This window comes from Candidatus Pseudothioglobus sp. Uisw_041, assembly GCF_048087625.1.
GTDB lineage: Bacteria > Pseudomonadota > Gammaproteobacteria > PS1 > Pseudothioglobaceae > Pseudothioglobus.
Genome location: NZ_CP159805.1, coordinates 624,326 through 638,184, shown reverse-complemented (window position 1 = coordinate 638,184; position 13,859 = coordinate 624,326). Strand labels below are relative to the sequence as shown.

Below are 13,859 nucleotides of genomic sequence, written 5' to 3'. Positions count from 1 at the left end.
ACTCATTTTCTTGAATGAAAATTTCATCAAGTAAAGCAAGACTAGATAATTTTGTTTTGTTTTGTTTTTTTAAATATTTAAGTAGAACTTCCCGTTAGCAAATATACCTTTAAAGGTTATTAATAAACCCGGATTTAACAGTGGTTTTTTTTGATCCTTAGTAATAGTTCATTAAGAAACATTAATTCAATAGTTTTAAATTAATGTTTTTAAATTTGATTCTTATTCCAGAGAATTCAGCTGCATCAATCCCTTCAACTGCTTAATGATTAACAGTTAATTTAAAGATACAAATCTTTCAATAATTTAAATTAAAAAATTTCCCTCCATGACTCTTGCGTAATAACTCCACCACCACCAGCTCCGCCCGATGGCGGCTCTATTGTAATTATATTGCCTTGTCTCTTACCAACAACATTACCTTGTTCATCCTTCACATCAACAGAGCCAGAGCCGCCGATACCAACATAGATTTTATCCTTATAAACTACTACTCCGGTAGCAATGCCATCTCCTAACAGTATTTCTCTGTCTTTACTTCCACATGCCATAGCATGCTCACTAACAGAGGCAGACCCAGGAGAACATAGTTGCCCCTGTTTAGGAACATATTTGGTCGCATAGATTTTTGAATTATAAAGACCTAATTTTCCAGTTATCCTTTCACTAGCGCCTAGGTTGTCATACCAACCTAACTCAGCACCAGTTGGGCACGATGCATTAGCTGCATTTGCTAGTGAAGATGAGTTAGGGGTTTGACCATTAACAGCTAAATAGTTTGGAAAATTTTTATCTTTTAAAGCAAAAATTCTATTTTGAATGTCGCTCGAAATCCGCTGATAATCTTTTTGATTACCTGTGCCATAAAAAGCCCATAAATTCCCATCTGCCCCCATACCAGGAGTTACCTGAAAAAACTCCAAACGATCATTTGCTAACGTCGCATCTGCAGTAAAAAGTGATGTAAATTCATAGAGGGTGCCCGTATTAGTTAGATTAAGTTTCCAAAGCTTTCCCTCAACATCAGCCCCATAAATCATAGCGCCTCTATACTTTGCAATACTGGTCGTGTCTGGGGTAATAGCAACCAGATCAGCAGGCATTGAGTTCGTAATATTATCGGACCCAGTATCCATTAAATCAATTCTCTGCAAAATCTTTGCACTGTCCTCAAGATCAACAACAAAAATAGAAGATCCAATAGTGTTATCTGTGGCTGAGTAACCAGCGCCAAAAACAGCCACCCATTTTGTATCTGTTCCATTAGGCATAGCTACAATTATTGGAGTAGAAAGAGAATCCCCTAATCTTGAATAATCATATTCAGGACTGATACTAATCGCATACCCCCTTTCTATTCTCGTTCCAGAGGAGTCCCAATGATAAATCTTTTTATTTAAGGGTTGATTTTCAAAAGCAAATAAAAATGAAGGAATTGATGGATTAGTTATGTCTAGCGCGAAGTAGCCATTTCCTCCCAGACCCATTCCAGAAAGCAGAACTGTTCGCCAACGATTGTCATAAAATATATCCTTAACAATCGGCGAGCCATCCACTCCATAAATACTATTAGTTTTATTTGCCGAAAATGAAATCATTTTGTCCAAGGACTGGAGCATTGTTGGTGGAATAAACGCCCACATCTCTTCGCCTGTTTCTGAATCAAAAGCATGAAGCATGCCATCATTTGCTCCTACATATACAACTTCCTTACGCGCTCCACAATTGGCACCACAACTACTTCCACTCTTAAAGCTAGAGTAGCCATTTTGATCACGATAATATGCCTCTGTATTTGATTTTGTTGCTGCGCTTGTAGTTTTTGATTTTGGCGGTCCAACGACTACAAGCCTTGAATGGTAGACATCACCGAGCTTCCAGCGTTTTTCAGTTTTATTATTGTTCGCATTCTCATCATAAGCATCAATACCGCGCACAAAATTAATTAAATTCGTTGCTTTCAGGTCCGTTGGACTTTCCCCACTACCCTCCCATAACGCGTCTTTCAAATTAGCAAGATTAGATAGGCTAAAGTTATTAATCGAAGTACTAAGACCAAAATGGTTTGCGACTGTCCAAATATTTCTGCTAGATTCGCTCTTAGCGTTTAGCTTAGCTCCCGCATCCCATTTAAGAGCGCCAACAGCGCCCGAAGCTGTTAGCGCATATTTTGCTAGTCGGCCTTTCCACTGATGATCCTGCTCATAAGTAAAAGTTGATTGGAAGATATGGTCTCCGCTAGCAATATTAGGCATTATCACTGGGGCTGAGAAGGTTAATTTAGAGGATATTGCTGAGCTAATATAGCGCGCTAAGGACTCAGACAAGTGCTGATAGTTCTCTGAGTACAATGGCGACTCTGGAAACGTTCCACCTGCTGTAGCTAGACTTACGTATCTGGCATGCGACCTTGAACCAACACCTACAGCTGAACCAAAACCTATAACAATGGTTTGAATATTTTTACTGGCAAGAAGATCTGTTGCAATTGCATTTGCCTGAGATTCGTTTTGCCATTCGCCATCACTAATTACAATTAAAAAGTTTTTCTGGCAACCGGCAGCAGGATCGATCGGACTTTTAGCACCCTTAAAGTAGTCACTTGCCTCCTGCATAGCTCTTCTCATATCAGTACCGCCTCCAGGAGAATACCAACAAGGCCCATTTTGTATATGGCACTGATAAGCTGCATTATTAATATCCAAACTTTTTTGAATTGTTCCGGCTCCAGCTGGGCTTATATTGACCCTTTGTGTTGGCCTTGTATTCCACATCTGCAAGCCAAAGTTTGCGCCGTCTGTTAACTCTGTATCGCTGACAATATTTTTAATAACTTTCATTGCCAGCGGCATCAATCGAACCTTTTCACCAAATCTATCCTGAGACAGCCCCTCAGAGTTAAATTTTACAACAATATCTTTGCTATAAGAAGCTACAAAAATATCGCCAGTAGCGCTTCCACCTAAACCATAGGTATTAAAAGAACTTTTACTTGAGTCTGATGCTGAATAGGCATCCCATGACTTAATCCATGCCATATTGGAAAGTGCATACTTATGAATTTTAGTATTAGCTCCAGTACTTATATAGATACCCTTAGAGGTGACCTTAATATCATACGAAGTTGGAATACCTGGAGTAGCTTGAGTAGACTGAAGGACTAACGAAGCATTAAATTTTTTGAAAGATTTGGTGCCATTTTCAAGTGCATAAATAAAACCCCCATACCAATCAACCCCCTTTAGGCTAGATTGACCCGTGACCACTGCAGTTTGGGTGCCATTAACATCATACTTAAAAATAGAAGTGTCTGAATTCACATATAGGTTGTTCGATGAATCAATTGTAAGGCCCCTAGCAATAGATGAAAGGTTGAAAGTTTTTTGCCAAACACCCTCACTATTAAATTTCTGGATTCGCTGAGTGGCATCACTAACATAAACATTGTTATTAAAGTCAGTAACTATAAAGTTTGGATTTTGAAACTTACCATTTGAAGTTCCGGAACCTCCAAAAGATTTGGAATAAGTCCCAGTAGAATCAAATTTTTTGACTCGATGGTTTGTGTACTCAGTCACATACATATTACCAAGCAAATCAATAGCAACATCTCTAGGCCTGCTTAATTTATCATTTGATCTTCCACGAACCTCAAACCCCATTGAGCCTGAATTATCAAGCATAAGGTAAATATTCGCCTTAACATCTGCCACTCCAGTTCCAGGTGGGGGCTGCTTTGCTTCAGAATTAAAAGTAGTTAATAGTAAGAGTGAGCTAAATAATAAACTAATTTTTTTCATTTTTTATTGCTCCTCTTGCTCTTTACCAAACTTACTAAAGTAAGACTGATGGTTTCGTGATTGAATGACTACCATCTCTAGGAGTGAGTTGGCATCTGGCTCAATTGAATAATAAACAACGCTTTTTGGATCTACCCAAAGCCATTGAGCATTTGGCTTTGAATCATAAAAATTAGTTGGCTTGTCAGGCTTTACCCCAAAAACAGACTCCGCCCAGTTAACCAGTGAAGGGCTTTCTGATAATTTGCTGATTTGTATTTCAACGAGCTTGTCATAAAGAAGCACAAACTCAATTCCAGCTCCTTCAAAGCTCTTTTCATTCTTGCAGACCTTCTCTCCAGGGGCATAAACTTCCTGTTTAGAGGCGCCAACTATCTTAGGCATCACATAGAAATCATCGAGCTTTAATTTATCCATTAGAGCTTTGTGAGAAATCCCAAAACGAAACGATTGCAAATCACATGCCGCCTGCACACTCCCTATAAAAAATAGCTGAGCTAGCAAAACTACAATTAATATCTTATTTTTTTTCATTTTTATTCTATAGATTAAAAAATCATTGAATCAATAACTTCAACTTGACTTAAAAAATTATGCATTCCGGAATTAGAATTCAAGCTTCCTTTTGACCTAATCCTATACATATATTTGGTTTGTGTTGCAGCAGAGCCATAACCGCTCCCCTCTCCAACATCAAAACCAACGCCCTCACCGCCCTCATAAGCAAGCCTCCCTAATAAAGCGATGCTACATTGATAGAGCTGGTTTGTTGATCTATTTTTAAAGGTTTGGCTTTCCGCAGCTAACTGCCACTTACTCATTTGTGCACTCGAAATAGAATGACATATTGTTCCAGCAGCAGTATTTTTGCATGGCGCTCCAGAAGCAGATTGAACCTTCAGCCATAACCTAGCCTCAGCAATACAGCTCTCTGCAGAGTAAAAAGAATCTGCCTTGGTAACATTTGCACCAACAAGCTCTGCGGATTGTTTAGATGAATAATAAAGCCCAATACCCATTGTCATCATCACTAGCATCAAGGTTAGCGAGATAACAATAATAAATCCTTTGCGATTGCCTGAATTTAAAGGGGTATTCATATTACAAGTTCCTCACTGCAACAGTCGATGAAAAAGTGTCTCTTTGATATTGATCGTTCTTGCTAAAGATAAAATTACCAGAATGGTAATCCTTCTTATCAACTTGTCTATTCTTGCCATATTTTTCTTTTGTTCTTAAACTCAAAACAATATTTACGGTAGAGAGTTTTTTTATATTAGAAAGATTTGCCAAACCATGAGTATTGCTACTTCCTGATTGGCCATTAATCCCTACCTTAATACTGTCTATATAAGCACCAGTACTTACATTAAAAACATCAATATCTGTTCCCGTAGAGTCTTTAGTGGCATAGACTCTTTCTTGAGTATCAAACTTAACTATATTATAGGGCCCAGATCTGCCCATACTCATTGTAGGATTTGTGCAATTAATAGTTGGTGTCCCAAATGGCACTTGACACACTTGTCCACTCGCACTTACATCAATCCTGCCGTTAGTTAAATTAGTTATCGAAGAATTAGGATTAGCTTCAGTTCTTAAAAGCTGCTTAGTTGAGATGTCATATACATCAACTTCACTACTCCCAGCATTAACATAAAGACTTCCATCTGGCCCAAATCCTAAACCTGGGTTAAACCTATTGTTACCTCCTGGTGGATCTATAAAGGTGGCTGTTTGCGCATCAAGATTGACAATTTGAATGCTATTTGGACCATTTTTTGCAACCACCGAATAAAGCTTTCCATCAGAACCAATATCCATAGCACCTATGTGGGGATAATAACCAACAGCAAAACTTTCAATCCACTCATAGGTAGTTGTATCATATTTATGAACCCGAGCCCGACCTGCAGCATAAAGAAACTCCTTACCAGAGGTATTAATAAGCTGCAAATCCTCGATAAAATCTGCCATCACTTCTTTAGCACCAACCTGAGGAGTTTGAAGGAGTTGGTTATTTGTCCCTAGAATAGTTCTGCGTTTAAATAATCGAAAACGACTTCCCCGCTTTGTGCTGGAATAAGCCTCAGTCCAGAAACGGGTTTTAATTCTATCTACTATGCTAGAAGTTACAACGCCTTGAGCATTTAAAGTATCCGTAACTTCATCATAAATTATTGTTACTTCATCACAGCACTTATTCCCGCTATCAGTTATAACAAGGGGTCCAATAATAGTTCCATACGTCATGACACCATTACCATCACGATACTCATAACCAGCCATGCGAATTTCGCGTTCAAGAACCTGCATGATAGCTCTTCCTGATGTATGAAGCAGAGTGACATCTACATTCTTTTTGTATTGGTTTTTAATGAGCTCAAATGAAGCATAGGTCGCTGAAACTATGACCGCACTAACTGCAAGAGCAACCAACATTTCAACCAAGGTAAAGGCTTTTTTATTATGGCGCATAAAACACCTGCTTCATGAAGACTGATTTTTTATCATTTTTTCCGTTAAACTCTAGTGAAACTATATAGACAAAGTTTGACCCAACTTGCTTCTTTTCGACTCGGATAATGCGCTTATCATTTGCCCTCTTAGTGCCTACTTCACCATTTATTTTACTGCACCAATTTTTAAGCTTTATAAGCTGATCATCTTTTCCTGTAGCTGTAGTAAGAGCCGTGCAATTGCTTAAATCTTTGCCGTGATACTGCATAATATTAGCCTGATCAGCTCCTATAGACTCAATGATCTCTGTATTTTGAAATTTGAGTTTTTCTTTATCTATGGTATCGCTCATAACCGTATTTGAAGTTGCAACGAGTCCATAAACCCCGGCAAAACCAATTGCAGTGATAGCTGCTGAAACCAGCGCTTCAATAAGAGTAAATGCGTTTTTATTATTTTTCATAACCTTGTCAGCTTTATAAATCCAGGAAGCCTGTAGTGCCAGCAAAAAAAACTTTCTTTTCAAACAAACCTGTAGCGCCAAAAACTAAAGTCTGATAACTATGGGTTTGACCAGAGCAAGTTCTTTGAATTTGGTGAACCTGAGTTGCTTGGCTCGCTGTTGCACTGCCATCTGCATCAAAACATTGGAAGGCAGCACCAAGCAGTTTATATTTATCTGATATAGTTAAGTTTGGAATAATATTTGATAATGATTGTCGACCCTGCGTCGCACTGCAAATTTTATTATCAAGAAGGTATACAGAATAAGTAGCGCCATTGGTTGGTAGACTTTTATTTGGCTGCACAAGAATCATTTTATTTCTATTGATTGCCTCTACACGTGCTTTTTCAAAAACATTATTTAATGACTCAAATTCATTACGAAGCTCTTGTTTACAATTCCATCCAGTAAGAGTTGGCCAGCCAGTACCTGCAATAATTCCAACTAAAGCAATAACAATTAGGAGTTCAATAAGCGTAATTGCAGGCCTCACTATTTAGTCTCTTAGCTCAACATCGTCGTAATTAATTTTTCCAGAGGAAACAAGCTCTTCCACAGAGTGGTTCATAGTAACCATACCCTCCCCTCTTGCCGTTTGCATAACACCTGCAATCTGGAAAATCTTTCCTTCCCTCACAAGATTCCTGACAGCATGATTACAAACCATAATCTCAAATGCAGCAACTCTTCCATTGCCATCAGCTGTTTTAACTAATTGCTGAGTAACAACCAGCCTTAATGATTCAGCAAGCTGAGACCTAACCTGGCCCTGCTGTGCAGCTGGAAAAACGTCAATAAGACGGTTAATGGTATTGGGGGCCCCAGAAGTATGAAGCGTGCCAAATACAAGGTGTCCAGTTTCTGCAGCAGTAATTGCTAACTGAACCGTTTCAAGATCACGCAGCTCTCCAACAAGAATAACATCTGGATCCTCTCTAAGTGAGGCCTTAAGAGCAGTAGCAAATGATTTGGCATCTCTTCCAACTTCACGCTGAGATATAGAGCACTCTTTTGAATGATGAATGTATTCAATAGGATCTTCAATTGTTAAAATATGACCTGGTCTACTGGCATTAATCGCATCAATGATTGATGCCAGTGTTGTCGACTTTCCTGAGCCAGTTGGGCCAGTAATAAGAACCAAGCCATTTGGCTTGTCAACAATCTCTTGAATTACATAAGGCAGGTTTAGATCAGACATTGCAGGAATGTCCGTTTCAATTTTTCTTAAAACTGCAGACAGCCCATCTGAAGTATAGAAAAAATTTACTCGAAAACGATAATCGCCTACCACAATTGCAAGATCGACATCACGAACCTCTGTAAGGTGTGCTAATTGACCCTCAGTAAGTGATTCATTAGCAAATAGTCTAAGCTCTGAGGATGAAATAATATCCTCTTCAGGGGTTATCATATCACCATTAACTCGCAGCATTATTGGCTGGTTTTCCTTAAGATGAATATCAGAAAATTTATATTGCTCAATATATCTTTGTATGATTTCGTTCACAAACTACTCCACATAAATCTTATCAAATAAAAAAACAATTATATAGAAATAGCTTTTTTAATAAAATCCCTCATTTTGAGCTATTAATATTTCCTTAAAAAAAACCGTTCTAAGTTAAAATAGTTGAGATGATAATATATTTAATTATTCTGTTAATTGGTCTTGTATTTGGTTCATTTCTAAATGTTTTGATTCATCGACTTCCATTAAGCATATCCTTAGTCAACCCTTTAGGCTCTGCCTGCCCCCATTGCAATAATGGCATCAAGTGGTATGAAAATATTCCCGTATTTTCTTATCTAGCTCTTAAAGGTCGCTGCTCAAACTGCTCTGAATCAATCTCAATCATTTACCCCATTGTTGAAATAATAACTGCAATAGTTACACTAACGATTTACTCAATTTTTTTGTTGAACTGGGAATTGATAGCAATAATTGCTCTTTTCTATACGCTTATTGTGTTGTCTTTTATTGATCTGAAATATAGAGCAGTTCCAGACTACCTCCTAATTATTGCTGTAATTCTTGCTGTTGTTGTTGGAGACATAATTAGCGTCTTGATGTTTACAGGAGGACTATTTTTACTTGAGCTCATAATAACCTTTTATATTCAAAATATTAAAGCAAAAATTACCGGCAACAAAGAACTAGAAACTCAGCGCGCCCTTGGAGAGGGAGATATGCCAATTGCGGGTGTTATTGGGGGCTTACTTGGAATTCAGTTAGGCGTATCAGCAATTTTTTTAGCGGCCTTACTGGCCTTTTTACCTGCAATCTATAACTTATTTTCAAAAAAAGAAATAGAGACAGCCTTTATCCCATTTTTGTCTTTAGGGCTATTTATTACTCTTTTTAGTGGCTTTAATCTATTCAGTTTGTTTTAAAGCTTTATTGGTAAATTTAAGCCTGATTAAGCTAGTATTTCCATAACTTATAGTCATTCCAAAGAGCTTCAGCGCCATCAAATTCATTTTCAAACGCCAAACTTACCCAAAACTTTGCATTCTTAAACGATCTGCTCACACCGTCGCCTTCAATATAAATCTTACCAAGGATAAACTGGGCTTCAGCCTCTCCTTGTAAACCAGCCATTTTAAATAACTCTACTGCCTGCTTATAATCTTTAAGCACGCCTTTACCATTAAAGTACAAAATGCCTAAATTCGTTTGTGATTTTGCGTCTCCTTTTTCTGCAAGAGGTCGCCATTGTTTTGAGGCAGACTTGAAATCACCATTAGTATAAGCAATCCATCCATCATTAAAGTCAGCATTAACTGGACTTATAATTCCTAGAGAACAAATTAAAAGGGTTATGGGTAATAATATTTTTTTAAATTTCATAATTAAAAATATTAAAAAATAATAAAAAATCAATTATATAGAAATAAATTTTTAATAAAATACTTCATTTTGAGCTATTAATTTTTCTTTAAAAAGAAATTTTATATAAACCCACTTATAGGTAATTCTTCTTTTGACTTATAAGTAAATAATAGTCAACTTACTTAAGGTCAGACTTAAATGTCCAATTATATTTTTTCCAGTAAAAAATACTAATAATTCTTGTTACCACTCCTAAAATTACCAAAACTATAATTGAATTGGTAATTAACATTGATAAGTAATTAAAAGAATATGAAGTATTAATTAATAGAAGACTAATGCTCAATCCAAAAGCAATGCCAATAAAAAGTGTTGGCCAAAATGAAAAGCTAATTAAAGCCCTCTCCTTGAATGAATAGTTTGACTTTAATTTTTTCATTTAATTCTCCATAATAATATAGAATGACAATGAAGTAATTTTATTCTTATCTAAGCTTAGAATAAAAAAATAACTCAATAAAAATCCTACATATTAGGTTTTAGCATCATGAAGATTCAAGATTCTTTAATTTACTAAAAGCACTAACAACATCCTCATCATTCTTTAAGGATTCATGAATGTACTCAAAATAATTAAATTCTTGGTCCTGAAATTCTATACTTGTCATAGGGTAGTACCATTTTTCACTCATTGCGCCGAGAACAAACTCTTTATCACGCCATAAAAACTTACGGACATGGTTGAAAACTATCTCAATATCATGCTCTGCCTTTAAGCAGGACCATATAAGAGACTCATCCTTCCAAAACTCTATTGAAAAAGCGCCGTATTGCTCTTCGTTTAATGAGCCATCAATGACCCCCTCTTTAACCTCTTCTAGAGATTTCTGAGCCCATTCTTCATAACGCTTTAATTTTTTTTCTTCTTGGGCTGAATAGCCATCTTGATAAAAGTATTTCTGATCTGCCATTTTTTACTTATCTATAATTAATCTAACGAGTAGGATACAGTATGACAAAAATATACTATAGCAATAATTGGAAAGTATCTAATTTAAATTTGTAATAAATCTGTCAATTAATATACTTTTGACTCAACTTTGTAGTGGTTTTTCGATAAAATTCCCATTTACTTTTCTCAATTACCAATTTATGCTTAAAGAGTTAATTCAATATATAAAAGAATACGAAGGCGACAACGATCTTGGTGATTACCTTGATACAAGGTACGTAAGACTAACCGAGCAGCACTATGACCAAATAGCGGGAGCTATGGCAGAAGGTGAGTTAGAGCTTAAAAAATCTTCAAGCTGTCCTGCTGAACGATTTTTTCTACACTTCAATGAAACCATTCTTTTTGTTAACAAGCTAACGGAAGAGCCAAATTCAATTTATGACGTTGAGATGATTCAAAATGATGGTGTGCCAGATGATGACAAGGAGCTATTATTTGTATCATTTTCTATCGATGATGACTACGCGCCTTCACTCAAAAAAAGAGTTGCGAGTGGAAAGACAGCTGATGAAAATGCTCAGCAACTTGTAATGCTGAGCGTCATTCCAATATTAAAGGGATTTATGATCGCAATAAGCGACTAGACTTACTTTTTACCGAGCTGCGTTGCTAGCTTTAGCTTAGGGCCGGCCTTAAAAGTTACAACCTTTCTAGCGCTGATCGTAACCTCTTCGCCAGTTTTTGGATTTCTTCCAGGTCGCGACGTTTTTTCTCGAACAACAAAATTACCAAAGCTTGACAATTTAATCTCTTCACCGGTTTTAAGAGTCTCAATAATTTGGTCAAAAAACTGATTGGCTAGTGCCAACGCTTGAGTTTGAGTCAGCTCAGTTTTCTTAACGAGGGTGTTTGCAATATCTTGTTTTGTAAGAGACATGTTTTTTATCTAAGTTTAGCGGAAAATTTTGATTCTAAATGAGCCACTATTTTACTAACTTTTTCGGCCAATTGTTCATCAGTTAATGTAACTTCTATCGATTGATATGTCAGGTTCAAAGCAACACTCTTACTGCCCTCATCGATATGCTCACCTTCATAGACATCAAACAGGTTAACGTCAACAAGGTCGTCCTGTTTTAAAGACCTGATTGAATTGATAAGTTGATCCGCAGTAATCTCTTTAGATACTACAATTGCAATATCTCTTTGCGATGCTTGAAAAGATGAAAAAGGCTCATAGCATGAAATTTCGCCCTGCTCGATGTCCTTTTGATTAACCTCAAAAAGAAAGGAATTTGGCATTGATAGCGACTTTTGAATTTTAGGGGATAGTGCGCCAACCCAGCCAATAATTTTATTACCTTTAATAATTTTAGCTGTCTGTCCAAGTTGAAGGGCAGGATGCTCAGCTGCTTCAAAGGTGTATACATTCTTGCTATGAAATAATAGCGCCTCAACATCCGCTTTTGCATCAAAAAAATCAACCTCGCTGTCGCTTTCAGCCCACTGAGAATCATGGCGGTTGCCGCAAATAATACCAGCAATTTTTTGAACTTGATCTTCAACCAAAGTCCCTTTAAAGCACTGACCTAATTCAAAGAATCTAGCGTTATGATGCCCCCTTCTAATGTTTGATTTAGCAGATTGGATTAATCCAGACCACAAGCTTGAGCGCATAACCGCCATATCATCAGAGATTGGATTCTTAAGTAATATTTTTGTTGAGTTAGGATCAACCAGCTCATGCATCTCGTTTGAGATAAAGCTATAGGTAATGACTTCTTTATAGCCTCGATTAACTAAAGAGCTTGAAAAGTCACTTGAACTTATCGTTGCTTGTGATGACGGTGATATATTAGCATTAATAGAGAGCCTTTGAACTGGAATTTTGTCATACCCATAAAGCCTCGCTAGCTCTTCAATTATGTCGGCAGGAATTCGAATATCAAAGCGAAAACTTGGCGGCTTAATCGTCCATGAATTACCACTATTGGTTGTGAATTCAAATTCAAGAAATTTAAACTTAGATTTAATCCAAGAAGGCTCTAGGTCAAAACCCAAAACTCTTGAAATCTTATCATTAGAAATTTCAATTAGCTCTAGTACTGGAAGTGACTTAGAATCAACACATTCATTAATTTCAGAAGCAGTGCCGCCGCAAATCTCAAGCACTAACTCAGTTGCTCTTTCAATAGCCTGTCGAGTAATATTAAAGTCGACTCCTCTTTCAAAACGCAAAGAAGCTTCAGTATGAAGGCCATATGACCTTGCTATACCTGCAATAGATATTGGATCAAAAAAGGCACTCTCAAATAAAATTTCAGATGAATTTTCAAGAGTAGCAGTCTTCATTCCGCCCATAACTCCAGCAATTGCAATTGCTGATTTTTCATCAGCTATGACCAGGGTTTTTTCAGTTAATGAAACCGTTTGTCCATTTAAGAGTTCAAGTTTTTCATTTTTATGTGCAGATCTAACCTCAATGTCGCCGTTGATTGTTTCAAGGTCAAAGGCATGCATCGGCTGTCCAAGCTCTAGTAACACATAATTTGTTATGTCTACTATGGGCGAATGTAATTGCTGAGAGGCTCTTAATAGTTTTTGAGCCATCCATTTTGGAGTTTCCGCGCTATTGTCAACACCCTCAATGACTCTTGTTAGGTATTTTGCACACTCACTAGGATTTACGACTTTCGAAGTAAATGGCCTGGAGCCTTTTTGCTCTGCCTTATAATTTGTTGATGGCATTGATAGGTTGTAGTTCACACAAACCTCTCTTGCAACGCCCATTACACTGAAACAGTCGCCCCTGTTAGGCGTAATGTCCAGCTCAATGATTTGATCATCAAGATCAAGGACAGATCGAATATTCTCCCCAAGAGTAGCAGTCATATCTAGCTCTATAATCCCTTCATGGCTTTCTGAAAGGCCAATTTCTGATTCTGAGCAAAGCATACCGTTGGATTCAACGCCTCTAAGTTTTGCGCGTTTAATTTTGAGTTTACTTGGAAGCACCGAGCCAACAGTTGCAACAACGACCTTTAAGTCTTTTCTTACATTAGGAGCGCCACAAATTATTTGCAGATTGCTGCCATCACCAATATCAATTTCACATAGGCTCAGCTTGTCCGCGTTTGGATGCTTATCACAATTAACAACATGGCCAACAACTAGGCCTTCAAATGGAGGGGCAACGGGGGCAATCCTGTCTACTTCGAGACCTGCCATAGTTAGCTTCTCAGAAAGTTCACTATCACTAACGTCTGGGTTAGCCCACTCTCTTATCCATCTAGTTGAAATATTCAT

Annotated in this window: 14 protein-coding genes; 2 read left to right on the top strand and 12 right to left on the bottom strand. The window is 37.3% G+C overall.

All coding sequences use genetic code 11. The features are described 5' to 3' along the window. Positions 1–311: 311 nt before the first annotated feature. The 7 genes from ABXT44_RS03250 to ABXT44_RS03220 are packed head-to-tail and all read right to left on the bottom strand — an operon-like array spanning position 312 to position 8,275. Positions 312–3,800, bottom strand: coding sequence for a PilC/PilY family type IV pilus protein (locus ABXT44_RS03250; RefSeq protein ID WP_416688069.1), 3,489 nt, complete (start codon positions 3,798–3,800; stop codon positions 312–314). Positions 3,801–3,803: 3 nt separating this feature from the next. After that, the gene (locus ABXT44_RS03245) at positions 3,804–4,334 is read right to left on the bottom strand and encodes a hypothetical protein (protein WP_416679204.1); all 531 of its coding nucleotides are present in this window, start codon (positions 4,332–4,334) and stop codon (positions 3,804–3,806) included. A gap of 14 nt (positions 4,335–4,348) precedes the next feature. Next, entirely contained in the window at positions 4,349–4,900 is a 552-nt protein-coding gene (locus ABXT44_RS03240; protein WP_416679203.1) for a hypothetical protein, read from the bottom strand. A 1-nt stretch (position 4,901) separates the two neighbouring features. Beyond that, positions 4,902–6,278 carry a prepilin-type N-terminal cleavage/methylation domain-containing protein gene (locus tag ABXT44_RS03235; RefSeq protein ID WP_416688067.1) on the bottom strand — a complete coding sequence of 459 codons (1,377 nt, stop codon included), beginning with the start codon at positions 6,276–6,278 and terminating at the stop codon, positions 4,902–4,904. Then, positions 6,268–6,723 (bottom strand): type IV pilus modification PilV family protein, encoded by a 456-nt coding sequence (locus ABXT44_RS03230; protein WP_416679199.1) that lies wholly within the window; start codon positions 6,721–6,723, stop codon positions 6,268–6,270. The genes ABXT44_RS03235 and ABXT44_RS03230 overlap by 11 nt, the downstream gene beginning before the upstream one ends. A gap of 13 nt (positions 6,724–6,736) precedes the next feature. Next, positions 6,737–7,258, bottom strand: coding sequence for a pilus assembly FimT family protein (locus ABXT44_RS03225; RefSeq protein WP_416679198.1), 522 nt, complete (start codon positions 7,256–7,258; stop codon positions 6,737–6,739). Positions 7,259–7,261: 3 nt separating this feature from the next. Then, positions 7,262–8,275: a type IV pilus twitching motility protein PilT gene (locus tag ABXT44_RS03220; protein WP_416688066.1), complete on the bottom strand. Its 1,014-nt coding sequence runs from the start codon at positions 8,273–8,275 to the stop codon at positions 7,262–7,264. A gap of 128 nt (positions 8,276–8,403) precedes the next feature. Here ABXT44_RS03220 and ABXT44_RS03215 point away from each other — a divergent pair, with 128 nt between their 5' ends. Beyond that, positions 8,404–9,159, top strand: a complete 756-nt coding sequence (locus ABXT44_RS03215) for a prepilin peptidase (protein ID WP_416679195.1) — start codon at positions 8,404–8,406, stop codon at positions 9,157–9,159. 31 nt (positions 9,160–9,190) lie between these two features. On the opposite strand, the gene ABXT44_RS03210 is transcribed toward ABXT44_RS03215, so the two are convergent. The 3 genes from ABXT44_RS03210 to ABXT44_RS03200 all read right to left on the bottom strand — a co-directional run bounded on the left by ABXT44_RS03210 (position 9,191) and on the right by ABXT44_RS03200 (position 10,569). Beyond that, positions 9,191–9,616, bottom strand: a complete 426-nt coding sequence (locus ABXT44_RS03210) for a tetratricopeptide repeat protein (protein WP_416679192.1) — start codon at positions 9,614–9,616, stop codon at positions 9,191–9,193. A gap of 160 nt (positions 9,617–9,776) precedes the next feature. Beyond that, a complete protein-coding gene (locus ABXT44_RS03205) occupies positions 9,777–10,037 on the bottom strand; it encodes a hypothetical protein (RefSeq protein ID WP_416679190.1) in 261 nt (86 codons plus the stop codon). 106 nt (positions 10,038–10,143) lie between these two features. Then, a complete protein-coding gene (locus ABXT44_RS03200) occupies positions 10,144–10,569 on the bottom strand; it encodes a hypothetical protein (protein WP_416688065.1) in 426 nt (141 codons plus the stop codon). Between the two features lie 181 nt (positions 10,570–10,750). Here ABXT44_RS03200 and ABXT44_RS03195 point away from each other — a divergent pair, with 181 nt between their 5' ends. Further along, complete coding sequence (locus ABXT44_RS03195) at positions 10,751–11,197, top strand: hypothetical protein (RefSeq protein ID WP_416688063.1); 447 nt, start codon at positions 10,751–10,753, stop codon at positions 11,195–11,197. 2 nt (positions 11,198–11,199) lie between these two features. Here the strand turns inward: ABXT44_RS03195 and ABXT44_RS03190 are convergent, their stop codons facing one another. Together ABXT44_RS03190 and pheT are read right to left on the bottom strand one after the other, a co-directional pair. After that, on the bottom strand, positions 11,200–11,490 hold the full coding sequence (locus ABXT44_RS03190; protein ID WP_416688061.1) for an integration host factor subunit alpha: 291 nt from the start codon (positions 11,488–11,490) through the stop codon (positions 11,200–11,202). A 5-nt stretch (positions 11,491–11,495) separates the two neighbouring features. Then, a complete protein-coding gene (pheT, locus tag ABXT44_RS03185; RefSeq protein WP_416688060.1) occupies positions 11,496–13,859 on the bottom strand; it encodes a phenylalanine--tRNA ligase subunit beta in 2,364 nt (787 codons plus the stop codon).

Excerpts from the sequence above, each read along its gene's own strand:
- ABXT44_RS03250 (WP_416688069.1), bottom strand. The coding sequence starts at position 3,800 with ATGAAAAAAATTAGTTTATTATTTAGCTCACTCTTACTATTAACTACT.
- ABXT44_RS03245 (WP_416679204.1), bottom strand. The coding sequence starts at position 4,334 with ATGAAAAAAAATAAGATATTAATTGTAGTTTTGCTAGCTCAGCTATTT.
- ABXT44_RS03240 (WP_416679203.1), bottom strand. The coding sequence starts at position 4,900 with ATGAATACCCCTTTAAATTCAGGCAATCGCAAAGGATTTATTATTGTT.
- ABXT44_RS03235 (WP_416688067.1), bottom strand. The coding sequence starts at position 6,278 with ATGCGCCATAATAAAAAAGCCTTTACCTTGGTTGAAATGTTGGTTGCT.
- ABXT44_RS03230 (WP_416679199.1), bottom strand. The coding sequence starts at position 6,723 with ATGAAAAATAATAAAAACGCATTTACTCTTATTGAAGCGCTGGTTTCA.
- ABXT44_RS03215 (WP_416679195.1), top strand. The coding sequence starts at position 8,404 with ATGATAATATATTTAATTATTCTGTTAATTGGTCTTGTATTTGGTTCA.
- ABXT44_RS03210 (WP_416679192.1), bottom strand. The coding sequence starts at position 9,616 with ATGAAATTTAAAAAAATATTATTACCCATAACCCTTTTAATTTGTTCT.
- ABXT44_RS03205 (WP_416679190.1), bottom strand. The coding sequence starts at position 10,037 with ATGAAAAAATTAAAGTCAAACTATTCATTCAAGGAGAGGGCTTTAATT.
- ABXT44_RS03200 (WP_416688065.1), bottom strand. The coding sequence starts at position 10,569 with ATGGCAGATCAGAAATACTTTTATCAAGATGGCTATTCAGCCCAAGAA.
- ABXT44_RS03195 (WP_416688063.1), top strand. The coding sequence starts at position 10,751 with ATGCTTAAAGAGTTAATTCAATATATAAAAGAATACGAAGGCGACAAC.
- ABXT44_RS03190 (WP_416688061.1), bottom strand. The coding sequence starts at position 11,490 with ATGTCTCTTACAAAACAAGATATTGCAAACACCCTCGTTAAGAAAACT.
- pheT (WP_416688060.1), bottom strand. The coding sequence starts at position 13,859 with ATGAATATTTCAACTAGATGGATAAGAGAGTGGGCTAACCCAGACGTT.